Annotated in this window: 21 protein-coding genes; 7 read left to right on the top strand and 14 right to left on the bottom strand. The window is 43.4% G+C overall.

Annotation, left to right across the window (positions count from 1 at the left end; genetic code table 11):
- Nucleotides 1-15: 15 nt before the first annotated feature.
- From ACYQ2C_RS08885 to lgt, 7 genes are all read right to left on the bottom strand, one after another.
- Nucleotides 16-618: an energy transducer TonB gene (locus ACYQ2C_RS08885; RefSeq protein ID WP_460052290.1), complete on the bottom strand. Its 603-nt coding sequence runs from the start codon at nucleotides 616-618 to the stop codon at nucleotides 16-18.
- Between the two features lie 2 nt (nucleotides 619-620).
- Nucleotides 621-1,025, bottom strand: a complete 405-nt coding sequence (locus ACYQ2C_RS08890) for an ExbD/TolR family protein (protein WP_460052292.1) — start codon at nucleotides 1,023-1,025, stop codon at nucleotides 621-623.
- Between the two features lie 43 nt (nucleotides 1,026-1,068).
- A complete protein-coding gene (locus ACYQ2C_RS08895; RefSeq protein WP_460052293.1) occupies nucleotides 1,069-1,593 on the bottom strand; it encodes a MotA/TolQ/ExbB proton channel family protein in 525 nt (174 codons plus the stop codon).
- An 11-nt stretch (nucleotides 1,594-1,604) separates the two neighbouring features.
- Nucleotides 1,605-2,984: a MotA/TolQ/ExbB proton channel family protein gene (locus ACYQ2C_RS08900; protein WP_460052295.1), complete on the bottom strand. Its 1,380-nt coding sequence runs from the start codon at nucleotides 2,982-2,984 to the stop codon at nucleotides 1,605-1,607.
- Complete coding sequence (locus tag ACYQ2C_RS08905; RefSeq protein WP_460052296.1) at nucleotides 2,981-3,766, bottom strand: DUF3450 domain-containing protein; 786 nt, start codon at nucleotides 3,764-3,766, stop codon at nucleotides 2,981-2,983. The genes ACYQ2C_RS08900 and ACYQ2C_RS08905 overlap by 4 nt, the downstream gene beginning before the upstream one ends.
- A gap of 643 nt (nucleotides 3,767-4,409) precedes the next feature.
- A complete protein-coding gene (locus ACYQ2C_RS08910) occupies nucleotides 4,410-5,243 on the bottom strand; it encodes a thymidylate synthase (protein ID WP_460101709.1) in 834 nt (277 codons plus the stop codon).
- A gap of 22 nt (nucleotides 5,244-5,265) precedes the next feature.
- Nucleotides 5,266-6,096: a prolipoprotein diacylglyceryl transferase gene (lgt, locus tag ACYQ2C_RS08915; RefSeq protein ID WP_460101711.1), complete on the bottom strand. Its 831-nt coding sequence runs from the start codon at nucleotides 6,094-6,096 to the stop codon at nucleotides 5,266-5,268.
- Nucleotides 6,097-6,222: 126 nt separating this feature from the next.
- On the opposite strand from lgt, the gene ACYQ2C_RS08920 reads away from it, so the two are divergent.
- Nucleotides 6,223-6,999 (top strand): NRDE family protein, encoded by a 777-nt coding sequence (locus tag ACYQ2C_RS08920; protein ID WP_460101713.1) that lies wholly within the window; start codon nucleotides 6,223-6,225, stop codon nucleotides 6,997-6,999.
- A gap of 271 nt (nucleotides 7,000-7,270) precedes the next feature.
- On the opposite strand, the gene ACYQ2C_RS08925 is transcribed toward ACYQ2C_RS08920, so the two are convergent.
- From ACYQ2C_RS08925 to ACYQ2C_RS08935, 3 genes are read right to left on the bottom strand one after another with little or no spacing between them, the layout of a single operon-like run.
- Nucleotides 7,271-7,873, bottom strand: coding sequence for a shikimate kinase (locus ACYQ2C_RS08925; protein ID WP_460101715.1), 603 nt, complete (start codon nucleotides 7,871-7,873; stop codon nucleotides 7,271-7,273).
- A gap of 48 nt (nucleotides 7,874-7,921) precedes the next feature.
- On the bottom strand, nucleotides 7,922-10,198 hold the full coding sequence (gene ptsP / locus ACYQ2C_RS08930) for a phosphoenolpyruvate--protein phosphotransferase (RefSeq protein ID WP_460101717.1): 2,277 nt from the start codon (nucleotides 10,196-10,198) through the stop codon (nucleotides 7,922-7,924).
- Between the two features lie 3 nt (nucleotides 10,199-10,201).
- Complete coding sequence (locus tag ACYQ2C_RS08935) at nucleotides 10,202-10,699, bottom strand: RNA pyrophosphohydrolase (RefSeq protein WP_460052304.1); 498 nt, start codon at nucleotides 10,697-10,699, stop codon at nucleotides 10,202-10,204.
- 250 nt (nucleotides 10,700-10,949) lie between these two features.
- On the opposite strand from ACYQ2C_RS08935, the gene ACYQ2C_RS08940 reads away from it, so the two are divergent.
- The 6 genes from ACYQ2C_RS08940 (at nucleotide 10,950) to ACYQ2C_RS08965 (ending at nucleotide 19,528) form a co-directional block, all read left to right on the top strand.
- The gene (locus ACYQ2C_RS08940) at nucleotides 10,950-11,603 is read left to right on the top strand and encodes a histidinol-phosphatase (protein WP_460101720.1); all 654 of its coding nucleotides are present in this window, start codon (nucleotides 10,950-10,952) and stop codon (nucleotides 11,601-11,603) included.
- A 22-nt stretch (nucleotides 11,604-11,625) separates the two neighbouring features.
- Nucleotides 11,626-12,966: an imelysin family protein gene (locus ACYQ2C_RS08945; RefSeq protein ID WP_460101722.1), complete on the top strand. Its 1,341-nt coding sequence runs from the start codon at nucleotides 11,626-11,628 to the stop codon at nucleotides 12,964-12,966.
- Between the two features lie 628 nt (nucleotides 12,967-13,594).
- Entirely contained in the window at nucleotides 13,595-14,911 is a 1,317-nt protein-coding gene (locus tag ACYQ2C_RS08950; protein ID WP_460101724.1) for an aminotransferase class V-fold PLP-dependent enzyme, read from the top strand.
- Between the two features lie 67 nt (nucleotides 14,912-14,978).
- Nucleotides 14,979-15,251, top strand: coding sequence for a hypothetical protein (locus tag ACYQ2C_RS08955; protein ID WP_460101725.1), 273 nt, complete (start codon nucleotides 14,979-14,981; stop codon nucleotides 15,249-15,251).
- 176 nt (nucleotides 15,252-15,427) lie between these two features.
- Nucleotides 15,428-19,219 carry an SIR2 family protein gene (locus tag ACYQ2C_RS08960; protein WP_460101727.1) on the top strand — a complete coding sequence of 1,264 codons (3,792 nt, stop codon included), beginning with the start codon at nucleotides 15,428-15,430 and terminating at the stop codon, nucleotides 19,217-19,219.
- Between the two features lie 69 nt (nucleotides 19,220-19,288).
- Entirely contained in the window at nucleotides 19,289-19,528 is a 240-nt protein-coding gene (locus tag ACYQ2C_RS08965) for a hypothetical protein (RefSeq protein ID WP_460101729.1), read from the top strand.
- 335 nt (nucleotides 19,529-19,863) lie between these two features.
- Here ACYQ2C_RS08965 and ACYQ2C_RS08970 read toward each other — a convergent pair whose 3' ends face one another.
- The 4 genes from ACYQ2C_RS08970 to ACYQ2C_RS08985 form a co-directional block, all read right to left on the bottom strand.
- Nucleotides 19,864-21,054: a class I SAM-dependent rRNA methyltransferase gene (locus ACYQ2C_RS08970; protein ID WP_460101731.1), complete on the bottom strand. Its 1,191-nt coding sequence runs from the start codon at nucleotides 21,052-21,054 to the stop codon at nucleotides 19,864-19,866.
- A 106-nt stretch (nucleotides 21,055-21,160) separates the two neighbouring features.
- Complete coding sequence (gene gcvH, locus ACYQ2C_RS08975; RefSeq protein WP_460052338.1) at nucleotides 21,161-21,553, bottom strand: glycine cleavage system protein GcvH; 393 nt, start codon at nucleotides 21,551-21,553, stop codon at nucleotides 21,161-21,163.
- Between the two features lie 218 nt (nucleotides 21,554-21,771).
- On the bottom strand, nucleotides 21,772-23,421 hold the full coding sequence (locus tag ACYQ2C_RS08980) for an ABC transporter permease (protein ID WP_460101734.1): 1,650 nt from the start codon (nucleotides 23,419-23,421) through the stop codon (nucleotides 21,772-21,774).
- A 54-nt stretch (nucleotides 23,422-23,475) separates the two neighbouring features.
- Nucleotides 23,476-24,525 (bottom strand): extracellular solute-binding protein, encoded by a 1,050-nt coding sequence (locus ACYQ2C_RS08985; RefSeq protein ID WP_460101736.1) that lies wholly within the window; start codon nucleotides 24,523-24,525, stop codon nucleotides 23,476-23,478.
- Nucleotides 24,526-24,768: the final 243 nt, after the last annotated feature.

A 24,768-nucleotide genomic window follows, 5' to 3' on the forward strand; every position in this document is an offset into this window, starting at 1 on the left:
CTAACTCCTACCGTATTACTTAGCAAGCGCAAAGGTGATTTTGTTTTGTACGCCCGGAACTTCAATTGGCTCACCTTCAACTACGCGCGGCTTGTACTTAAATTTAAGCGCTGCATTGATTGCCGCAGAGTCGAAAATTTTTGGTGGATCAGCTTCAACAACAACGGGATCACGGACCTGTCCGGTTTTGGTAACGGTGAACTCAACAATTACGTAACCTTCAATGCCACGCTCCAGAGCACGACGCGGATACACAGGTTGAACCTTAACTAACGGTAAGTATTCACCACTGGTAAATTGGCTTCCGCCAGCTACTTTAAGGTCGATACCGGTAGTAGGTGCAGCAACTGAAATATTGAGGTCAAGATCTGGAGTAACCGTTGTGGTTTGCGGCAAATCTGGAGGCGGAACCTCTGGCTCAATAGGTTTATCAACCTTGGGCGTTTGATAACGCTGCTCAACCGTGGTTTGAGGCAGCGTGATATCAACAATTTTTGTATCTTCTTGTTCTTCTGGTGGTTTGGTATTGGAATGAATTAAGTAAGTCATCAAACCAAACAGGCCAAAAGTAATACCTGCCGCCAACACTGCACCGACAAGGACTCTAACAAACTGCATAACTAGCCCCTCTCCGTGGAAATAGCAATATTAGTAATGCCTACTTCGGTTGCGGCTTCGTAAACCTTGTTAACAGTTTCGATATCTGACGCAGCATCGGCTTGAATCACAACACTACCCTTGGGGTTATCAACGTGAATGCGCTCAATTTCTTTCTTAACACTGCGCGGATCAACTTTTTTCTTGTCAATCCAGATTTCGTTTTTGTCATTCAACGCGATTAAAATCGCTGCGTTTTTCTTCTCAATATAATTGGTAGCTTCAGGTCTATTGACCTCGATACCAGGAATCTTGATGAACGAAGCGGTCACGATAAAGAAGATAAGCATAATAAACACCACATCCAACATGGGAGTGAGGTCAATTGCGCCAGCTTCTTCTTCCGGACTCTGGGTTCGTCTAGCCATGGAAACGTCCTACAAACGAATTTGTAATGGTTAACAACGGACCTTAATGGTCCATTGTTAGATGATCTGCGAACAGATGATTTTCTCGCTCTGCAATTCGGTTGACATAGGTAGAGCCAAATACGCCAGAGAGTGCTGCAACCATTCCCGCCATGGTTGGAATTGTCGCAGCCGAAACTCCCCCGGCCATAGATTTGGCATCACCACCACCGGTGACTGCAAGAACATTAAACACTTCAATCATACCTGTTACGGTACCGAGTAACCCCAACAAGGGTGCTAAGGCTACTAACGCTCCGATCATATCCAAATTGGATTTAATCTTAAGACCAAGTCGAGAAATTAAAGCATCGCGAACTCGGTGCGCGTTCCATGATTTACGCTCACTTCTTGCTTCCCAAGTATTAAGAGCTTGTTTCGCGTCGGAGCGTAAAGCAAATTTGAAGTACCAAATGCGCTCAAAAATCAAAGTCCACATCACAAGTGTAAGCACTGCAATATAAGGCAGAATTTTCCCGCCGGAAGCGATAAAAGCGCTAATTGCATCTAATGCATCCGCAAATGACATGGCAGATCTCCTTATGCTTTTTCAGAGCTTTCTGCAACGATACCGGCACTTTGCTCTTCAATTACATGAAGAACTTTCTTCGCCTGACCATTTACAAAGGTGTGCATAAGTACAACTGGAATCGCAACAACAAGACCCAGTACGGTTGTAACCAACGCACCAGAAATACCACCGGCCATAGCTTTAGGATCGCCCGCACCGAAGATAGTAATCGCTTGGAAGGTTACGATCATACCGGTAACAGTACCTAGAAGACCTAGTAGAGGTGCAACTGCAGAGATAATCTTCAACAAGCTCAAGCCAGATTCGATGGAAGGCTTCTCTTTGAGAACCGCTTCTTCGAGTTTCAACTCAAGAGTTTCGGTATCCGCTTTTGGATTCTCTTTAGCGACTGTAAGCACGCGACCTAATGGGTTGCTAGTACTTGGGCTTTCAGGATTTTTAAGCTGTGATCTTACTTTCGCACTGATGATGCTCAATACGATCAAGCGGTAGATACCAAGAAGCATACCGACAACACCAACTGCGGTGATGATGTAACCCACGGTACCACCTTGATGCCAACGCTCTTCAAGACTTGGACTGTTGATCAACGCAGCCAAATAAGTACCACCTTGAGGACCTGTTGGGTCAATACCCACTTTGGTGAAGCCAGAAGTAGACGATTGTAGGCTTGCAGCCGCAGCTTGGTAACTGCTGTCAGGTTGGCGAGTTAATTCTGACATGTGGCCGCTTTCTGGGCTGTAAGTCAGGTACTTGCCGTTTGATAGAAGGTTATACAAACCAACACGAACTACGTCTTGGGTTAACTGCTCACCTTCTGGAGTGATTACGGTACCAGAGAACTTAACAACCTTACCTGCTTCCACAGTTTCACGTTGCAGTTCGTACCATAGGCGCTCGATCTCTTCGATTTTAGGAAGACTGGTTGCGCTGTTCATTTTTTCAATCAAACCTTCCAAGAACTCGGTACGGCCTGGGTACTGAGCACTAACGATTGAAGATTCCATGTTTGAACGAAGATCACCCGCCGCAGAGGTTAAGTGACCAAACAATTCTTTTAATGAACCCAAACGTTGATCTAATTGAACACGTTTTTGGTTAACCAACTCTTCTTGTTCTTTTTGCGTTTTTTCAAGCGCGGTAGAGCGATTTTCTTCGGCTCGTTGTACAGCTTGAGCTTCAGCTAACAATTGAGCTTGGTTATTTTTTTCACGACGAAACTGAGCTTCGCGATCGCGGTGCTCTTTAGTTTCTGCAACTCGGTCCTCTTGAACCATTTTCAACAATTCTTCAAGAGAAGTTGCTTTTTCAGACTGAGCAAATGCGCCAGAAGCCAATACACCCGCGGTGAACGCTACGGCAAATTTCTTTACGAAGGTCATTTTCATTGTGCAGCCTCCGGTGCCAAGATAGGTAGATCTAGAATATCGATAGAGGCTTGCTTCTTAGCGATGCGAATGCCTTTTAAAATTGCACTGCGGTAAGCGCCAGAATCAATCGGAACCCAAGCTCCTTGACGGGCATCCCAAGCACCAGACAACTTGGTGTCTTTTGTTTGGTACAACAAAGCAATACGGCCAACTTGAAGAATGTTTACTTCACGCTCACCGGAGTCAAGAGTAAGAGTGTCTTCGTAAGTACTTACGCGACGACCGTATTCAGACTCGATTTTGTACAACTCAAGTACCTGACGGAATTTCTCGGAAACCAAGAAATCGGAGCTGTCCATGTTGGCTTTAACTTTTTCTAGCTCTTCGGTACGAGTGTCAATGTAGAAAGGCATATCAAGAGAGATAAACTGTTCTAAACCTTCAAGCATACGCAATACGAGAGGTTGAATTTGGCGCTCGATAACGGTTACGTTTTCGATTGATTCTTCAAGCTCGTTAATGCGCTCAAGCTGACTGGCAATACTGGTTTCGAGCTGCTTGTTGTACACGCGCAAACCTTGGATTTGCTTGTTTACAGTTTTGAACTCTTGCAATAAAGACTCGGTTTCTGACTGGAGCTTATCGATCCGTTGCTGAGATTGAATCCCCGCATTTACTTTTGTTTCACCGACTTTAAAGATTTCATCCAAAGTCTGATCCGCAAAAACCTCCCCAGCGAATAGAGTGGTTGCGGTGATGAAAGTGGCAGCTGCCACAGCTTTCACTCGCTGCTTCTTCATATTTCCCCCAACTCGGGTGCTAGCTAAAAATTAAAAAATTACTTAAGTAAACAATTAAAAAAAGCAACCAAACACGTTGCTTTTTATTTAACCAATCACAATAAGCAGATTGAGAAACCTAACTTAATTTGGCAATAGAGGTTTCAACTGAAGCCAAACTTCCAACCCGCGCCCTCAAATAAAACATACAGCTGACAACTTAGGGTTGTTTCATTATTACTAATATGCTGCTTTGCAGGCGCTATAAAGTACCTTGGGCTTAAATGACATGCAACCGATATGCATCTCAAACCAAGCCTAATTCAGCAAAAATACTGATAATTGTTTTTGACGAGCATCATTTTCTGTTCATCAAAAAAAATATTTTGAGACCTACGTCGATTAAACTCACAACGCGAAAATAAACTCGGTATCCGCTACGCAATAACTATGCAATTTTTTCGAATTTAGGTCGACGTTTTAAAATACTCTATTTTCATTTCGGTATTTTTACGTCCAGTTGCAAATACTGAAAACAACTGCGCAAGAAGACGCTCTAGCGATAAATACCTTCAAAAATGATTTCAATTTATTTTGAACAAAGGGTTTTTTTAAAAAACCTTTGGCGTTCAAAAACCCCTGTGCGAGCATTTTTATAATTTATTTATATCGCCACAGGCGCAGAAATATGCGGATAAGGGTCGTAATTATTCAACTCAAAATCATCGAATGTAAACAAAAATAAATCACGAACGTTTGGGTTTAACCGCATTGTCGGTAAGGCTCTTGGCTCCCGTGACAACTGTTTCTCGACCTGTTCCATGTGATTGGAATACAAGTGCGCGTCGCCTAAGGTATAAACGAAATCACCGGGAATTAAATCAACAACTTGAGCAATCATGAGTGTTAATAATGCATAAGAAGCAATATTAAACGGTACGCCTAAAAAGATATCAGCACTGCGCTGATAAAGCTGGCAAGAGAGCTTTCCATCGGCCACGTAAAATTGAAAAAAGGCGTGACAAGGCGCCAGCGCCATCTTGCCGTTGGCGACATTTTCTTGAGGACCAACCGTTTCGTCGGGTAAATCTGCCGGATTCCACGCAGAAACAATCAGCCGTCGCGAGTCCGGTTTGGTGCGAAGCTGGGACAAAAGCTGACTCATCTGGTCAATTTTGGTGCCACTTGGTGTTGGCCAAGATCGCCACTGATATCCGTATACCGGACCGAGGTCACCGGTGTCTGTCGCCCACTCGTCCCAGATTGAAACTCCGTTATCACGGAGATACTGGGTATTGGTTTCGCCTTTCAAGAACCACAAGAGTTCATGAATGATAGAACGAAGATGACATTTTTTGGTGGTAACCAGCGGAAAACCATCGGCGAGATTAAATCGCATCTGATGACCAAAGATACTCAGAGTACCTGTACCCGTTCGATCGGATTTCAACGTACCCTGGTCGCGCACCAAACGCATAAGATCGAGGTATTGCTTCATAAATTGTACCTAGGACTCTAACTCATGACTTCGACGGAGCGGGCTCTGGGTCGGAATTGGGTGTTGGTTTGTTACCGCGCAGATAAAACCAAACGAACAAAATAATACCCACTAAAATCATCGGCAAACTCAGTAATTGCCCGCGCGTCATCCAACCGGCGAAGTCAAACCCAATATGGCTGTCTGGCTCACGAAAGAATTCAACAATGAATCGGAAAGCACCATAGCAAATCAAAAATAACGACCCTACGGTACCCATTGGGCGAGGTTTGCGCGAATACAAAAACAAAATCACAAACAACAGCAAGCCCTCAAGGGCCGCTTGATACAGCTGTGAAGCGTGGCGAACTAAGCCTTCGGGATCTTTTGGAAAAATCATTCCGTATTCCCAAGTGGTTTCGCGCCCCCAAAGTTCTTGACCAATAAAGTTACCGATGCGGCCAAAACCTAATCCCGGCGGAACCAACGGCGCCACAAAATCCATGAGCGCTAAAAACGAAATTTTGATGTGTCTGGAATACAAGACCATCGCAAGAATTACGCCCAGCAAACCGCCGTGGAAAGACATGCCGCCCTCCCAAACACGGAATAACCACAAGGGATCTTCTAAAAAACGCTCAAATTGATAGAAGAACACATAACCGCAGCGTCCTCCTAAGATAACACCGAGCGCCACCCACACCACCAAGTCATCCACTTGGCTTTTGCGAATGGGTGTCCAATCTTTTCCAGATCGATGCATCGCTAAAGCATAAGCAGCGGCAAAACCGGCAAGATACATTAATCCATACCAATGCACCGTCAGCGGACCTACGCTAAACGCAATGGGATCGATCTCTGGGTATTTCAGCATAAATTCTCCAATACTCGAAAATCCTGCAACTGTTTAAGAAATATGACAGCTTTTTTCGAGCCTATTTGCCTACTGGCACATTAAATCGGGTAGACTAGCCGCTCTTTGTGACCTGTGAATAAAAATATGTGTCTGATTTTTTTAGCTCACCAGCAACATAGCGATTGGCCATTAATTATTGCCAGTAATCGCGATGAGTTTTTCAATCGCCCAACCCAACCTGGTCACTTTTGGGGCCCGCAATTTAACCTGCTCGCTGGAAAGGATCAAGAACACGGCGGCACTTGGCTTGCCGTCAACAAAAACGGCCGTTTCAGTGCGGTTACAAATTTTCGCGATCCTAATCAATCACTGGGCAAAATCAGTCGCGGTCAACTGGTTACCGATTTCGTCAATGGTAACGCTGGCGCTTTAGATTATTTGCAAAATATTAACCCAGAAGACTACACCGGCTTTAACCTTTTGGTATTTGACGGAAAAGATTTGGGCTACACCAGCAATAAATCCGATGGCCCTAAATTACTTGAGCCCGGTATTTATGGGTTATCGAACCACTTGTTAGATACACCTTGGCCAAAAGTGGTCAGTGGCAAACGCACATTTGCCGAAATTATTGATCAAACCGATGTAGATATTGAAGAACTATTCAGCTTAATGACCGATACTCAACGGGCTGATATTGAAGACTTACCTCGCACCGGTGTAAGTACAGAGCTTGAACATCATTTATCGTCAAAATTTATTACGCCTACGGCTGATAACATTCCAGATAGCCATGGCAATTACGGTACACGCTCAACCACGATCATCATGATTGATAAAAACGGCCACGGCGTTTGGCACGAGCGTAATCACGAAAGCGGTGAGATTTCCACCGAAACCGCCGTTGAGGTGAACTGGTAATAAGCAAAAAGGCCTTTTGATAAGGCCTTTTTTAGTTGGGCAGACTGACTTTTGGAGCCTTTGATGTACTCATCGGTAATTTCATCAAAGGGCCGAAATTGAAAATGCGACTTCCAATTTCTTCGCAATTTCAACCTCCTAGCGTTATTGAAATTGGCGAAACATTCTTGCGTCGCAAGAAACTCCGGGTTAATCAAAGTTTCCTTTTAAGTTTTCGAGCAACCCAAAAAACGATTTCGATCGATCGTCTACTTTTAGACGAAACCGCTAACTATTTCAGCGCTTTCAAAATGGCCATAAGACATTGTTGCGGTGTTTTCCCTTCGCAGTTAATTTCAATGTCGGCGAACTTTTTGTAAAGCTCTGTTCTTTCTTCCATCAGCGACTCAAAACTCTGGCCTGGCGCACGAGCGATACCGCGATTTTCGTAATTGTGAATACGACCTCGCAAGGCATCAAGCGACAGGGATAAATACACAACTTTCGCATAGCGCTTAAGGTTATTCATGCCCGGTTCGCTGTACACCGCACTGCCACCGGTAGCAACAACCTTGGTTGAGTGAAAAGACATCTCCAGCAACACTTGCTCTTCAACATCACGCAGCGCTAAGTAACCACGCTCATCCATAATTTCTTGTAAAGTTTTGCCTTCTCGGGTCTGAATGGTTAAATCGGTATCAACAAACTCCATACCGAGCTCTTTAGCCAATAAAACACCCAGAGTACTTTTGCCCACTCCGGGCATACCCACCAAAATCACGCTTTGTGCACTCGTTGCCACGAGAAATACCTCAATCACTAAAAATAAGACACTGTTTGAAACAGGTTTTTCATCACCCAACACTCCGGCAAGCTGCCCAATAAAACTGCGCACCGATAAGGGTTTTCTTGGGAAAATTCAGGGAATCGACCTAGCTAATTACTAAGGAACCGTCACGTTTTCGGTTACTGCCGTACGCAACAACTTGTAGATTCCGGCCTCCTTAAGAAATGCGTCTACACAATTATTAATACTTTGTGCATCGGGTAGATCTCGCACCTGAAGGAATAACTCTTCTATGTCGTCCAAAGATACAGAACGCAACGCCGCCTTAACCTTGGGGAGGTTAGTAGCATTCATCGATAACACGTCAAAGCCCATTCCAACCAACAACATTGCCGCGCCCGGATCACCGGCGAGCTCGCCACAAATACTCACGGGCGTACCTTGGCTATGGGCCTGCACCACCACCTCGTACAAGGCTCTAAGCACTGCCGGATGCAGAGATTCATAAATACCCGCAACTCGGCCGTTATTTCGATCAACCGCCAATAAATACTGGGTAAGATCGTTACTACCAACCGATAGAAAATCCACTCGTGCCGCCAATTCTCGCGCTTGGTAAACCGCCGCGGGCACTTCCACCATAACGCCAATCGGCGGCAGGGTGATATTGTAGTTTTCTTCCAACAACTCGTGAAACGCCCGATAAATCAGTACCTGAGCGGACTCCAGCTCACCAATGCTTGAAATCATCGGCAACATAATACGGAGGTTGTCTAAACCTTCGCTGGCCTTAAGCATGGCCCGGACCTGACTCAAAAAGATTTCTGGATGATCCAGAGTTACACGAATGCCACGCCAACCCAGAAACGGATTTTGCTCTTCAATGGGGAAATAAGGTAAAGACTTGTCACCACCAATATCGAGTGTGCGCATGGTGACCGGATTGGGGTGAAAGGCTTGCAACTGCTCGCGATAAATCTTGCGCTGCTCTTCTTCAGACGGAAAACGGTCGCGCAGTAAAAACGGCACCTCGGTTCGAAACAAACCCACACCTTCGGCACCGCGCTCCAGCGAGCGCATCACATCGACCATTAAGCCGGTATTGACCCAGAGCGCTACGCGGTGATGATCGAGGGTTTCACAGGGCAAATCGGTAATCGCCTCAAGACCCGAGGCCAACTGTTTTTCTTCTTCAGCGATATTTCGATACTGCTCAACCAACTCTTGGGTTGGATCGGTAATCACTAACCCACGATAGCCATCCACCACTATCTGGCGTTGATCCATCTTCTTATAGGGTAAATCTACGGCGCCCATTACCGTAGGAATGCCCATGGCACGCGCTAGGATTGCTACGTGAGAGTTGCTTGAACCTTGAACAGAGATGATGCCCCGAAGGCATTCTTGCGGCACCTCTGCCAAGATAGAGGCACTTAATTCTTGTCCAACTAGAATGGTATTTTCAGGATAAACCCGCGATTTAGCCGCAGATTGCTGAAGATGACCCAATACTCGGCGCCCCAAGTCGCGTAAATCGCTGGCACGCTCTCGTAAATAGGCGTCGTTCATGCTCATAAAACTGGAGACGTGGGTTAACACCACTTGGCTCCATGCCCAAGCTGCGCCCTCACCCAAACGGATACGCTGGCTGACCTCGTCGATAAGCATGGTGTCTTCAAGTATGGCCAAATAGGCGTCAAACAATACCTGCTCTTGTGCGCTGAGCCGCTCTTTTAGATGTTCAGCCAAATGCTCAATATCGTTTCGAGCCTTACCCATGCAGCCCAGCAAAAACTCCACTTCCGACTCGGGATCTTTACAGGTTGTTTGCGCCACTGAATGTAAATCAGCTGAAGGCGATGCAACGACCCCCACACCCAGTGCCACACCGCCTGCGCCACTGATACCGCTAAATCGCGCCTGTCGCGATTCTTTACCGATAGACCCCAAAGCACCGGTAGCTTCAGCGTGGGCAATAACGCCGGCCAGCTGAGCCGATACCGTAACCAGAAACGCCTCTTCACTTTCATCAAACTTGCGACTTTCGATCTGCTGAATAACCAGCACACCCAATACTTCGCGATGATGAATGATCGGCGCGCCCAAAAAGCTCTGGTACTTTTCTTCACCGGTTTCAGGGAAATATTCGTAGCGAGGATGCTCTGCGGCATTTTCAAGATTGATAGGCTCAGCTCGGGCCACAACCCAACCCACTAAGCCTTCATGTGACTGTAGATTAACCTTACCCACGGCCTCTGGGCGTAAGCCCTGAGTGGCCATCAGCTGGTAATTGTCTTCGGTGGTTCGCAAATAGATTGAACACACTTGCGTGTGCATAATTTCGCGCACGCGCTGAACAATAATGTCCAGCGCGACTTGCAAATCATCGGCGCCGTTAACTTCCTGTACGAGGGTGCGCAGGGAATTAAGCATGATTTACAGCCCGCGGGCGACCTCCAACTGGCAATGCAGGGTTGAGAGTTCCTTCAACGCCCTGCGATACACATCGCGTTTAAATGCCACCACTTTCCCAAGCGGATACCAATAACTGACCCAGCGCCATTGATCAAACTCGGCGTGACCAAACTTTTGCAAATCGATTGCTGAATCTTTTGTTCTCAGCTTCAGCAAAAACCACTTCTGCTTTTGGCCAACACAAACCGGAGTATTACCTTGGCGAATCAATCGCTTTGGTAAACGGTAGCGCAACCAGCCGCGCGTACAGCCGAGAATATCAACATCATCAGGCTGTAAGCCAACTTCCTCATAAAGCTCACGAAACAACGCATCGCGCGGTGTTTCATTTTCGTTAATACCACCTTGCGGGAACTGCCAAGCATCTTGGCCGTTTACACGCCGTGCCCAAAATAGCTGGCCCTCATCATTCGATAAGATGATACCCACATTCGGACGAAATCCATCGGCGTCGATCAAACCCTGCTCCTGTTAACGAAAGAAATTCTGAACCTTCAATATAAACTATTGTTTCACAAGTTTCATAATTTCAAAAAGAACTCTCTACCATTCAAGCCCACAAAAAACACTTTTACAGTGACAAATACTCAAAATATCCCTCAAAATAAACCCGTTTATAAAAACTCGGCATTGATTGTTCCGACATTCCAAAAAAAATGCTGCAACTGCACACTTTCAAGTTTCGGAAACTTGGTTTTAGGGGGAAGTTTTGAGCTTAGCCATTTTCGATTTAGACAATACATTAATTCGCGGTGACAGCGACCACGCATTTGGTGAATACCTTGCGGATCAAGGATTAGTAGATAGTGAAGTATTTCGGGCTCAGAACAATCGGTTTTATCAACAGTATCTAGACGGCACCTTAAATATTTTTGAATACTCCGAATTTGCTCTGCAAATCGTCGCCGGAAAAACCGCACAAGAACTTGCGCACCTGCAACGCGACTTCTTTTCTCAAAAAATTGAGTCAATGTTTTTACCAAAAGCCAAAGCATTAATTGAGCGCCACCGCAACGAAGGCGACGACCTATTAATTATTACCGCAACCAACCGTTTTGTTACCCAACCCATTGCGACTTGGCTTGGCATCACCCAATTATTAGCAACCGAACCCGAAATTGTGGAAGAAAAATACACTGGAAAAATCACCGGTGTGCCTTGCTTCCAAGATGGAAAAGTAAAACGTCTGTATAATTGGCTGGAAGAATATTCAGGTGACCTAACCGGTAGTTATTTTTACAGTGACTCATTCAACGACTTGCCTCTATTGAGCATTGTTGAAAATCCTATTGCTGTAGACCCAGACGATCGCCTAAAACAACACGCCTTAGCACACGGCTGGAAAATTACCTCTCTACGTTAAAAGACACTGATAAAAATTGAGTATGGAAACTTCAATTCACAACAATAAATACACCGCAAATACCCGCCCAGGTTTTATAAAATGGACACTAAACTGGGCTTCTCTCAAACCACTCATCATTACAGTTGCGATACTGCCCATTTTAAATGCTTGCTCGCCAGAGCCTTCATCACAGAATCAACCAGAACCGCTGCCTACTACCCAAATTGCACCGCTTGAATCATCAGAGCTAACAAGCGACTCCCGACAAGAATCGGCGCAAGCGGTTATTAACCTGTTTCATCAAATATTTAACGCTACGTTGGCGGAGTCCGAAAAACTCAAAAGCCTCGCCACGGATTTTTATGCAACGCCTTCGAGCGAAAACTTGGCGGTAATAAAAGAACAGTGGATTGCCACACACAAATCCTACACTCAACTTAGCGCTCTATTTAATTTAATAGATGCCAGTGAAGATTTGTTTTACGAATTAGCAGGCTTTAAAACGGTGTTAGATGCGCAACCGATTCTACCCGGATACCTAGACAGCTTTGGCATTTATACCGACAGCGGAATTGTTAATGACTTACTGGTAAGTATCAACGCCGAAACAATTCGGGGACAGCACCAAATCACCGATTCAGAAGAAGTCTCTCTTGGCTTGCACGCTATAGAGTTTTTACTTTGGGGCGCCGACGGAACTCGTACAATCAAAGATTTCATTGCTGTTAAAAGTCGAGACTTAAAACCTAACCAAACCCCACAAAATCGCCGCAGAGATTTAATTCGACTGCAAACACAATTACTTCACGATGATTTAACCGCGCTACACTTATTTTGGCAGAAAAACACCTCAATACGCCTAAAAAATCTAGAGCCAATTTCACAGCTTACCTTGTGGAATTCTGCACTGAAAACCCATTGGCAAACAGAAGTATTGAGCAACATCAATGACAACGGTGAGATAGAACTCCACCATGAGTTTTTTTCTGGCATTGGCGATGCAAATATCCCAAAAGCTATTATCGGCAATAGCATCGATTTGTACTTAGAAATATTCAGCAAACAACTACAAGTCGACCCAAGAACAACCGCCTCAGTGAACAACGCCGAAATAATTACAAAACTACAATCGCTTAAATCGGCTATAGAAATTAGCCATTCGCACGTAAATAACTCTTTAGAAGACATTAATCCATCGAGCGAAAATAATAACACGGCTAATACAGATACTTTTAACACAGACACTCATGAGACCGACACTCATGAGACCGACACTCTTGAAACCGATCCTTTAGAAGATAACTCTGCTTTGGAAGACGTTCAAGCCGACTTAAATTTAAAGATACAGGCAACCGAAATCCTTAATCTTTTATCCATTTAACAACTACCAAGACATACAAGGCAGAACTTACTAAGTCTAGGAAACTCTGATTAACCTAGAGTTTCTCGCGACACAAGGATGTGTCGCCAATTTCAAGAACGGTAAGTGATTGAAATTGTGAAGAAATTGGAAATCGCATTTTCAATTTCTGTCCTCTAGAATGACTCCATCAATAAGTTAAAAGACTACATACAATTAAATAAGGCAGCTCTGAATAAACCAGAGATTTGCGCAGTGTAGTCAGGCGTCACTAATTTCAAGAGCGATAAGTGAAGGCAACTCTTACCCTTTGATTAAATCCAGAAGGCGTTAATTACAGAACTTTATATTTGTGAATTAAAAAAATCGAGCTTAGAAAACCCCAAAAAATAATTACACAGAACAACCTACGGTGAAAATTACCGTTTTAAACAGTCATTTCCAAGTGTTCTTCCATCACATTCAATTCCAGGTAAATTCCTGCTTTTTAAAAACTGCGTCCAACAATAACTCGCAAAAACACCTTCAGAAAATCCAAAAAAACACTTACTCACTTTGAAAAAAATAAACCTCAAGCTCTTGTTTAATCATTTATTTTGTTGCACCCTCTAAAAATCATCTTCACTTTTCTTTAGCTCAGGAGTTAACAGTGACCTCGCCTATAAGACTAAACCGACGTTGTTTTTTGGCTTCGACCCTAGGACTCCTAACTACCACTAGCATACCTACTTTCGCAGCCACTAAACTTTTAGAACCTTACAACTTCAAAAAAACAAAAAATACTAATCCCTCAACGCTCGCCAAAGACGAATCCTATTGGAATAGGATCGCAAAATATTATGATCATACCGAAGGTATCATTAATTTAGAGCATGGCTACTGGGGCAAAATGTCGCACCCGGTTCAAGATTTTTATCTAAACGCCATAAAAATGGTGAATCAACAAAACTCCTACTACGCAAGGAAAGATTTTAATCAAGACATGACAAGTGTTAACCAAATGCTTGCCAACGCACTGACTATAAATTCAAGCGAAATTACACTGACACGCAACGCTTCAGAAGGGTTTCATGCATTAATTCGTCAGTATAAAAACTTAAACTCATCCGACGCTGTACTTTGGGCAGATATAGATTACCCCAGCTTTAAACATGGCATGCGATGGCTAGCAGAAAGCCACAATGCAAAAGCTATTGAACTTAAGTTACCGGCGCAGTGTTCCAAAGCAGATTTAATTCAGATATACACACAAGCATTTAAAGAAAATCCCAACATTAAAATTGCCCTACTTACTCACGTTAGTAATCAACACGGATTAAAACTTCCTGTAAAAGAAATTACCGCCGAGGCAAAAAAACATGACATTGATGTCATTTGTGATTGCGCGCAATCTTGGGGGTTAGTTGATTTTACCTTACCAGAATTAGGCGTAGACCTAGCCGTATTTAATCTGCATAAATGGATTGGCTCGCCACTAGGAGTGGGTGCACTTTACATAAAAGAAGGACTACTCGATAAAATTGCACCCTTTCCGGGAGATGCAAAGCCCAATACCGATACCATTGCCCAACGTGTACACATGGCAACCGCAGACTTCGCGAGTTTTATATCGGTACCCATGGCATTGGATTTTCACACAAAAATAGGCGGCAAAAACAAAGAAGCCCGACTTAAATACCTACGCTCACTCTGGGTCAATCAACTTAAAGAAAATCCTAACATTGAAATACTTGGCGCAATCGACGAAGAATCCACAACGGGAATGGGCAGCTTTCGCATAAAAGGTAAAGCCAGCGAAACCGAAGTAAAAAACCTGCAAAAAACATTGGAAGAAAAATACGGCGTATTTACCGTCGTAAGAGATGGCCTAAATAGCGGCTACTGCATTCGCGTAACACCGCAGATTTTTACAAAGATCGAAGACATTCAAGCGCTGATTAATGCGCTGCGAGTAGAATCTGCTTAAAATCGTTAAACAGTTATATAATACACACCAACTTGCCTAGCTTGGGCGCTCTCATCACTATTTGATAATGTCTCGGGCTTTAGCAATTTCAGCCCGAGAAATTTCCGTAGATATTCCGCCCATTGTTGGCTGGAACGATTCAACACCATTAGTTAAAGCCTATAAAAATGCAGATTCACTAACCGAATTATGGACTGAATCAAAATGGTTAGTCATAAAAAACATCTTTGATTGGATGATTACCGCCATCGCATTATCACTCGGATCACCGTTTTGGTTTGATTCAGCAACGATTAAAGGCAAAACAGGCAGCCAAACGTATAAAATCCCCGGACGATGACGAACCCAATTCCGGTGCAATGGAATGAGAAAAATGTCGACGCCAAAAAAAGTGGTTTGATTATTATATATAATGTAATTCAAAAATATAGATAAGAGCGGTTTTCATCATTTGGTAATTAGAAGTTTGTCTGGTATTTTTGATAGAAATTGTGAGTTTTCAGGAAGGTAAATTCAGTGCGATTTATTAAAAACGGCCCTAATATTCCCGATCAGTTACTGGAAAAAAGAGATCAAGGGCGAGTCGTTTTTCTCTGTGGGGCTGGAGTTTCTATTAATGCAGGGATGCCAACTTTTTATGACTTGACCAAACATGTAATAGATTATTACGACCCGGCAAAAGGTTCAGCTATAGATTTAGAATTTCGTCCCTGGGTTGAAGATAATGAAAAAAAACAAAATCGCCCCAAAACTGCTCTTGACCAAATTTTTCATTTGCTCAATCAAGAGTACGGTAGAGAGAATGTAAATTTTCAAGTTGCTCGACGATTGAGTAAAGAAGCTGCGCCTGAAGTAAGTAAAGAACACAGTATTATCGCTAGAATATCCACGAATGAGGATGGCTCCCCCCAAATAGTAACGACCAATTTTGACCGTCTATTTGAAACAGCAGTAGAGTTCAAAGAGTCTGATATCTATGAACCGCCTAAATTTCCGCATATCGATCTTGGTTTACCAATTACAGGAATTACCTATCTCCATGGACGAATAAAAAGCCCTCAAGCCTCTCATCATCCCTACGTACTCAGCAGTGCCGATTTTGGTCGTGCATACTTATCAGAAGCATGGGCTACTAATTTTATCCGTTCGTTATTAGAACGTTATACGGTTGTGTTGGTAGGTTACCAAGCTGAAGATCCACCTGTAAAATACTTACTTCAAGGATTAAATCATGATGGGCAATCTGACAGAAGTAATTTATATGCTTTTGATCGCGGAGATCCCGAAAGTATTGAAGCTAAATGGAGAGACCGTGGGGTAACTGCCATTGCGTGTGAGAGCCACAAAAGCCTTTGGGAGACATTGGAAGCCTGGGCGGTTCGAGCCGATAACCTAAGGCAGTGGAGAAACAGTGTTATCGATCTAGCCTTGAAAGGGCCTCGTGCTCTAAAACCGCATGAACGAGGCCAAGTTGTGCATCTAGTCAAATCTATTCCTGGAGCACGCCTATTTGCCAAAACTGACCCGTCTCCTTCACCGGAGTGGTTATGTGTTTTTGATGCGCGTTGTCGACTTGCTGATTCTAAAAGTGGCAATTGGGAATTAGGAGAAAATGAATCCTTTGACCCATTGGAAGAATATGGCTTGGATGATGACCCTGAGAGACCTTTTAAAACTCATTCATTTCCTAATAATATTTTGGAATGGCAATATGGCGACAAAAATCCAACTGATTTTCACCAATTAGCTGATTTGCAATATGGAAACTATTCGCCAATACCTAAACGGTTAGAACATCTTACGGATTGGATCATCAAACACTTAAACAACCCGATTACAGCATGGTGGGCTGCGAAAAAGAGAGGGTTACATTCTACAATTTTGAAGTGTATAGAATGGGAATTAGCCAGAAATGGTTCATTACATGAAATCGCTCGAAGTACTTGGAGTTTAATTCATTACTATCAATCAGATGGTCGAAACTTTTCAGGTGATATGGGATGGCACCTATTACAAACCAGAATTAAAGAAGAAGGATGGACTTCTAGCGTTGTTCGTGAATTTACATCAGCAGCTGCGCCAATATTATCCGTAAATAAATCATATGGTCTTGATGCAGTCAAACCTCCTATCAGTGAGTGGGAAAATAATAAGAGGTTGATTCGTTGGCAAGTAAAACTTCCTAATACCTATTCTAAATATTTGAATCTTCGTGTTGAGCATTTGGAATTAGTTTTTAAGATACTAGAAGCAAGTTTACAGCGAGCTGCTGATCTTAAAAGAGAATGCGATTCTTTTACCCCACATAAATTGACTTGTTACACTGATCGAGAAGTAGTTGGTCATAATCATGAGAATAACGAATTCTTCTACTGGTTTCTTGAGTTATTTTCTCAGATGATAAAGAGTTATCCTAATGTATTAAAAGGATACGTACTTACTTGGCGATCACACGAGAGATATTTTTTTACAAAGATCAAACTGTTTGCACTGAATCATCCTGAATTATTTAACAGTAACGAAGTGGCTGAAATAATATTGGATTTATCGCAGGAAGCTTTCTGGGATTGGAGTAATAAACGAGAGTTATTGTTTTTGCTAAATGATCGCTGGGATGAGTTCGATTTAAATGATAGAAATACAATTGTAGAACGCTTATTTCTTGGCCCTGATAACAACGAAGGTTTGTCTCAGGAAGAATTCACGAATAATAAAATTGACACTTCTTGTCGATATATAAAATGGTTGGCTTTGCAAGGAAGAGGGTTTAATAGCAAAGATATTACTCTACTTGAAGATATGATTTCCAGTTTACCAAAATGGTACGATGAATGGGCTACATATCTTTTGACTCAGAATAACCCCAGAGTCCGATCTATACGCACTGATGAAAGCCCGGAAGAATTAATTGACGTTCCTATCAGTAAGGTAATAGACGTAGCTGAATCTATTTCGAAGCGAGATCTTTCTACCGATTATAACAAACAGCCTTTTGATGGTTTGGTGAAAGAAAAACCAAGAAAGGCGTTATCTGTGCTTTCAGTTCAGGCAAGGCGTGGAGCATTTCCAGAAGAATATTGGCGTTCATTAATTCAAAATTGGCCCGAAAATACAAATTCGAGATTATTCCAAACATTTCTTTATAGATTGTATCGTTTACCTCATTCCGTGATACAAAAGTTGAGGCACACGGTAGGGGAATGGTTAAAAGATAAGCTTTTATTAATGTATCAATTTGATGAAATATTGGCTTGGAACGTGTTTGATCATTTCGTTGAAGGTTTAACTTCCGGTGACGATTCGGTCACAGGTAGTGGGATATATATGCCTCAAAAACCCGGAGAAATCGAATATTCTAGGCGAACCTACAATTATGCAATAAATAGCCCCATTGGCGATATCACCGAAGCACTGCATTCCACACTTAATTCATTAAAACTTAAGGAATCTTCAGGTATTCCTGAAAGTTTTAAAATTCGATACCAAAAGTTAGTGGAAGCTCCAGGGGAAGGTAGTAGCCATGCGGTAATTTTGATTACACAACAAATTGAATGGCTTCATAATTTAGATCCCGTTTGGGTTCAAAAAACTATCTTGCCATGGTTTGTGTTAAATCATACAAACTCCGAACCAGCTTGGAATGGTTTTTTATGTTCACGATATTTGCCTAATGATGAATTATTTGCATTACTCAAACCTTTATTATTGGAATTATTTCCTGTCATTTATTCGTGGAAATGGCAGGAAAACATAATACAAGTAGCTACCCGTTTAATTATAGATTTAATGGTACGTTACAAAGATGAGGTCGGATTTTCTTCAAATGAAGCTAGAACATGCCTAAGAAATATGAATAACAGAGATAGACGGAGTGCAGTGCTTTTTCTTGGCGGAGTCGGCAATGAGAGTAAGTTGGGTTGGGTTGATTATGTAATTCCGTTTATTAACAACGTATGGCCAAAGGAGCTTAAATTCCGAACATCTGGTCTTACACAATCGTGGATATCTATATTGAAAGATACTGGAGACAGTTTCCCAGATGTTTTATCTTCGATATATGATTTTTTAGTTCCTATTGAGATCGATGTACATTGGCTTTATTCTTTCGTCCATCTAGACAACCCAAAAATAATTTTAGAGAAGTATCCACGTGATGTATTAAAATTGATTGATGCAGTAACTCCAAACAGCACTGTAAATTTACCTTACGATCTAATGAGGGTTCTTAATCTTATAGAAGAGGCTGATCCGAGTTTAGTAAATGATGGCCGTTACCTACGGTTAATTGATTTAATAGAATGTTCTTGATCTACCTTTTATATAGAGTGAGATTGTCTTCTTTGGGCAGATATTGACTGCCCCAGTTTTAAGTGCGGCATGCAATGGTTAGCAAAAAGCCATGATGCAAAAGCTATTGAACTTAAACTACCCGCGCAGCGCTCCAAAGCAGATTTAATTCAGATATACACACAAACATTTAAAGAAAACCTCAACATTAAAATTGCGTTGGTTACCCGCGCTAGTAATCAACGCGGATTAAAACTTCCTGTAAAAGAAATTACCGCCAAGGCAAAAAACATGGTATTCAAAACTTCACTCTGCGGAGTGCGTTTGTAATTGCACTCATCATTCTTTAAATAATATGACTCTAATGGAATACCGGCTAGCCACCTAATTTTCTACAAATAATTGTATTAATAAGTGAAAATTTACATAGGGTCTACGAAAAGCATGTCCTGATAATAATTCTTTGGTCAGTGATCTGCAGAACACATTTAGAGTAGTTGTGGATAATGTAGAGAAATTAAACTATAGGAACCTCTGATTAACTCATCCGTGATTTAATAAGAGGGCAGAAACTTCTAACTTCTTCACAATTTCAAAAATCGTAAGTGATTGAAATTGGCGACACTTCCTTGTGTCGTTGATATTTCAACATCAGTGGGAATTTTCTAAACCCTATAAACCCTTGCAAACAACGCTTTTAAATAATTGGTCTCTGGAATTGCGGGATGAACAGGATGATCTGGCCCTTGGCAGCCGCGATAGAAGATTTGTGATTGTCGGTCGAGGTGGCGGCTTGCGGAGCGAATGGTGTCGATAAGTTTTTCTTCGGCCATGTGCATGGAGCAGGATGCCGATACTAAAACGCCGTCGCGATTTAATAACCGCATGGCAAGTTCGTTAACGTGGTAATAAGCGGCTTCACCAGATTTTTGATCTTTTTTGCGTTTAATAAATGCGGGCGGATCTAAGACAACCACGTCGAATTTTTCGCCCTCTTCAATTAATGCTTTTAGGGCTGGAACGGCTTTGCCTTCAAGCATTCGTAATTTGTCTTCTACGCCATTTAATTTTGCATTTTCAAAGGCGATGTCTAGTGCAAATTCGGAAGCATCAATACAGGTGACATCGGTAGCGCCCGCAACGGCAGCTTGCACGCCCCAACCGCCCACGTAAGAGAAGATATCTAATACGCGTTTGCCCTTACATATTTTTTGTAGGTATTCGCGATTACAGCGGTGATCGTAAAACCAACCGGTTTTTTGGCCTTCAACAATGGGCGCAATAAATTTAACCGAGTTTTCAACAAGCTCAACGGTGTTGGTTACTTCACCCAAACTTTCGGTATACAAGGGTAGGTTTTCTAATTCACGAGCCGAGTGATCGTTTTTAATCAAAATACCTTTTGGACGTAAACACTGGTCAAGGGCATCAACAATTTCTTGTTTAACCACTTCCATGCCCGCGCTGGCAATTTGCACCACCAATGTGTCACCAAAGCGATCGACGATTAAACCCGGCAGTAAATCGGAATCACCATAAACTAATCGGTAATAAGGATCAGCAAAATTTAATTCACGTAGCGATTTGGCTTGATTAATACGATGCACTAGCAGCGATTTATTCAATAGGTGCTTGTTATCACGACTGATTAATCGCGCGCAAATTAATCCGTTGGGATTAACCACGGCGACGCCTAAAACTTTATCGGTATCACTCACGATCTCTGCTTGCTCGCCAATTTGCAGATTTTTAAGCGGTGTTTTAGCAATATCGATTTCGTTGGAATAAATCCACAGATGGCCTTGTTTTAATCGACGATCGGCTTTGGGTTTAAGTTGCAAGCGTGCAAGAGACATGACGAACCTACTGTAGTGGTGTGTGCTGATTTTGGAAGTAACAAAAAAATAACCCGGCCAGTAGCCGGGTTATAGCATCAGAGATTAGATAACAACGAGTTTGAAATTACTCGTCTTCTTCTAAAGCGGCTTTGTAGCCATCAACATCAAGAGCGTCGTCTAATTCTGAAAGATCAGTTGGTTTAACTTTAAAGAACCAGCCGTCATCGTATGGGGATTCGTTAACGGTTTCTGGCGCATCGCCCAGTGCTTCGTTAACAGCGATAACAACACCACTTACTGGTGAGAAAATATCTGAAGCCGCTTTTACAGATTCAACAACACCGGCCTCTTCACCTGCATTCACATCGGCGCCCACTTCTGGGGTTTCAACGTAAACCACATCACCTAAGCTTTCTTGTGCGTGATCGGTAATGCCAATGGTAACAGTGCCGTCTTCTTCAACACGCGCCCACTCGTGGGAAGGCAAGTATTTTAGTTCTTTGCGAAATTCACTCATTTTTTTTCCTCTAAACCGGTGTTGGGTTAGCGTGTTAAGCGGGTGAGCGATGTGGAAATTTACCCATTTTGCTTCGCCACCAAGCACTACTGCTCAATATTCACTCACTTGTAGACGCCATTGGGCGCTATTAAAAAGTATAAACGCCTGTAACGTAAAGCCCTGAAATCACCGGATTACAATTTTATGGTCAATTACTTATTTTCCGAGTTTAGAGATCAGTCTCGGTTACTGCGCCGAATCATGAGCACGACCGGTACCATGCTGACTGCAACCAAGGTTACCGCCGGTAATGCCGCCTGTTCCCATTGGCCTTCGGCGGTTCGCTCGAATACACGCACGGCTAAAGTATCCCAACCAAACGGTCTTAAAATTAGCGTTGCGGGCATTTCTTTTAGTGTATCAACTAATACCAAAAGTGCTGCGGTTAATAGTCCGGGACGTAGTAAAGGCAGGTACACACGTCGCAATATTTGCAATCGTGTTGAACCTAGGGTTTGAGCAACTTCTTGAAAGCTAGGCCGAATGCCATCAAGACCGGATTGCACCGGGCCTATCGCTACCGAGAAGAATCGAATCACGTAAGCCAAAATCAAGGCCGCTAAACTGCCGATAAACACCTGTCCAAATCCTAACCAAGTACGCAGTGGTGCCAAAAGTTGATTTTCGATTAGTGTGAAAACTAACAAGATGCCTACCGCCAAAACAGAACCCGGCAAGGCGTAACCTAATCCAGCGACGCGCGCCCAAAAGCTTAAGCCTTTAACCGGGCTTTGGCGTCGTCCAAAAGAGACTAACAGTGCTAAACCTACGGAAACCAGCGCAGCTAAGAACGCCAACACCAATGAGTTCTTAACAAACCCCCAGTAGCGATTATCGAATTCATTAAGATGAGAGAAAGTCCAAATCAACAATTGGCCAATGGGTACCAAAAACGCCACGGCGAATACCAGAGCGCAATAGACACACGCCAAGCCAGCGTGAAGGCCACGCAATTGATAGCGATCGTTATTGGAGGACGCACGTCGCGTTTGCAATCGACCTTTACTGCGAGCACTCTGCTCTGCCCAAAGCCCTAAGAGCACAAACAACAATAACAACGATGCCAATTGCGCGGCGGCGGCGAGGTTATAAAAACCAAACCACGATTTATAAATAGCGGTGGTGAAGGTATCAAAGTTGAACACCGAAACAGCGCCGAAGTCGGCCAGAGTTTCCATCATAGCCAACGCCATTCCCGCTGCGATTGCGGGGCGCGCCATGGGAAGAGATACTTTAAAAAACGCTCTTAGCGGCGATACACCCAAGCTTCGAGCCGCATCCATCAACTCGCGACCTTGGTTCACAAACGCCGAGCGCGCCAGCATGTACACGTACGGATACAGCACCAGCGACATCACAATAATAACACCGGGAGCCGTTCGGACTTCGCCAATACCGCCAGCGATGCCTAAAGAGTTGCGCAACCACGTGTTTACCGGCCCGGCGTAATCAAGCAGCCCCAAAAACACAAATGCCAAGACATAGGGTGGAATTGCCAAAGGCAGCATCAGGCCCCAATCAAGCCAACGTCTGCCGGGGAATTCGCAGGCTGCAACCAACCACGCCAAGCTCACACCCAATACACACACCGAGACCGCAACACCAACGAGCAACACAAAGGTGTTTTCTAACAAACGCGCCAGTTGGGTTTCTATCAAATGCGCCCAAATATCGGGAGCGGGCTGTAGCCACGAAAAGACAATAACGCACAGCGGCAACAACACCATTGCCGCGACAAGGTAGGTGGGAAAGCGCCACCAAAATCCCGTGTTAACGCGAGCGATTTTGGTTTTAGGCGCTGGTAATACGAGATCTTGGGCAGACAATTTTGCTCACTTCCAAAAGAATTTTGTCGTAAAAGCTGCCAGGATTATAAACGATTAGTGATAACCGACACGATCCATTAGCTTTATGGCTTCTGCCTGCAAACGACCTGCCGCTTCTACGTTGACCGAATCGGCTTTAAATTCACCCCAAGATTTTACCAATTCAGAAGGCTCAACCTCGGGATTTACCGGATATTCCTGGTTAGCTTCCGCGAAAATGTATTGCGCCTCGGGCTTGCTCAACCATTCTAAGAAATCTTTAGCGGCAACCGGATTTTTTGCGTACTTGGTAATGCCCGCACCCGAGACATTCACGTGCACACCGCGATCATCTTGATTTGGCCAAAACACTGCTAACGGCAAATCGGGATTATCTTCTTTCATACGGCCATAATAGTAAGTGTTTACTATTGTCGCATCGCACAAGCCAGCCACAACTGCCTCCATGGCTTGGTTATCGTTTGAGAAGGGCGCAGCGGCGAGATTTTTTACCCAGCCGCCCACAATGGATTCTGTCTCGGGTTCGCCCAACGTTTTGATCATGGTTGCAACCAACGATTGGTTGTAGACCTTTTTCGCGGTGCGTAAACACAGGCGACCATTCCAATCCGGTCCAGCCAATGCTTCGTAGGTACTTAAATCTTCGGGATTTACTCTGTCGGTCGAATAAATAATCGTGCGCGCACGCAACGATAAGCCAACCCAGTCGTCTTGAGTTGAACGTAGGCTCTCTGGAATATTGGTTTTTAGAATTTCAGAATCAAAGGGTTGTAACACGCCTTCGTTAGAAGCTTGCCACAAAAAACCGGCATCAACGGTAACAAATAAATCCGCCGGAGTATTTGCACCCTCGGCCTTCAGTCGTGCGAGCAAAGGCCCAGCACTGTCGGTGATGTAGCGAATTTCGGTTCCGGTTTCTTGCTGGTACAAATCAAACAGAGGTCTGATTAATTGCTCGTTACGGGCGGTGTACACTGTTAGAACATTTTTATTGGCAGAATCGTCTGCGCAGGCAAACAGTCCAACGCTCAACATAGAAATACCGGTAACTTTTGCGGCTTTAGCGAGTCTGTTAATAATTACGGAGCGTCTTAGCTGATTCATATACACTTGATCTAATAGATAATGTTTGGCATCAAACTGCGGTCAGCAATTGACGATAACTGAGATAAACTAGGTATCAAATTTAAGAATGAATTGCAAATAACAAGTACTTTTATTTAGAAAAATCCCTTGAGATTAATCAAAATAAAACCCTATAGGCTCATTTTGTTCATATCTCGCACATTAAAGCCCCATATATATCAAAAAACTTATTTTGCAGAACCACCACTTTCGCGCCCAATT

This window comes from Sessilibacter sp. MAH3, from assembly GCF_054658275.1.

Coding starts and splice junctions, on each gene's coding strand:
- ACYQ2C_RS08885 (WP_460052290.1), bottom strand. CDS start 618: ATGCAGTTTGTTAGAGTCCTTGTCGGTGCAGTGTTGGCGGCAGGTATT.
- ACYQ2C_RS08890 (WP_460052292.1), bottom strand. CDS start 1,025: ATGGCTAGACGAACCCAGAGTCCGGAAGAAGAAGCTGGCGCAATTGAC.
- ACYQ2C_RS08895 (WP_460052293.1), bottom strand. CDS start 1,593: ATGTCATTTGCGGATGCATTAGATGCAATTAGCGCTTTTATCGCTTCC.
- ACYQ2C_RS08900 (WP_460052295.1), bottom strand. CDS start 2,984: ATGAAAATGACCTTCGTAAAGAAATTTGCCGTAGCGTTCACCGCGGGT.
- ACYQ2C_RS08905 (WP_460052296.1), bottom strand. CDS start 3,766: ATGAAGAAGCAGCGAGTGAAAGCTGTGGCAGCTGCCACTTTCATCACC.
- ACYQ2C_RS08910 (WP_460101709.1), bottom strand. CDS start 5,243: ATGAAGCAATACCTCGATCTTATGCGTTTGGTGCGCGACCAGGGTACG.
- lgt (WP_460101711.1), bottom strand. CDS start 6,096: ATGCTGAAATACCCAGAGATCGATCCCATTGCGTTTAGCGTAGGTCCG.
- ACYQ2C_RS08920 (WP_460101713.1), top strand. CDS start 6,223: ATGTGTCTGATTTTTTTAGCTCACCAGCAACATAGCGATTGGCCATTA.
- ptsP (WP_460101717.1), bottom strand. CDS start 10,198: ATGCTTAATTCCCTGCGCACCCTCGTACAGGAAGTTAACGGCGCCGAT.
- ACYQ2C_RS08945 (WP_460101722.1), top strand. CDS start 11,626: ATGGAAACTTCAATTCACAACAATAAATACACCGCAAATACCCGCCCA.
- ACYQ2C_RS08955 (WP_460101725.1), top strand. CDS start 14,979: ATGTCTCGGGCTTTAGCAATTTCAGCCCGAGAAATTTCCGTAGATATT.
- ACYQ2C_RS08965 (WP_460101729.1), top strand. CDS start 19,289: ATGCAATGGTTAGCAAAAAGCCATGATGCAAAAGCTATTGAACTTAAA.
- ACYQ2C_RS08970 (WP_460101731.1), bottom strand. CDS start 21,054: ATGTCTCTTGCACGCTTGCAACTTAAACCCAAAGCCGATCGTCGATTA.
- gcvH (WP_460052338.1), bottom strand. CDS start 21,553: ATGAGTGAATTTCGCAAAGAACTAAAATACTTGCCTTCCCACGAGTGG.
- ACYQ2C_RS08985 (WP_460101736.1), bottom strand. CDS start 24,525: ATGAATCAGCTAAGACGCTCCGTAATTATTAACAGACTCGCTAAAGCC.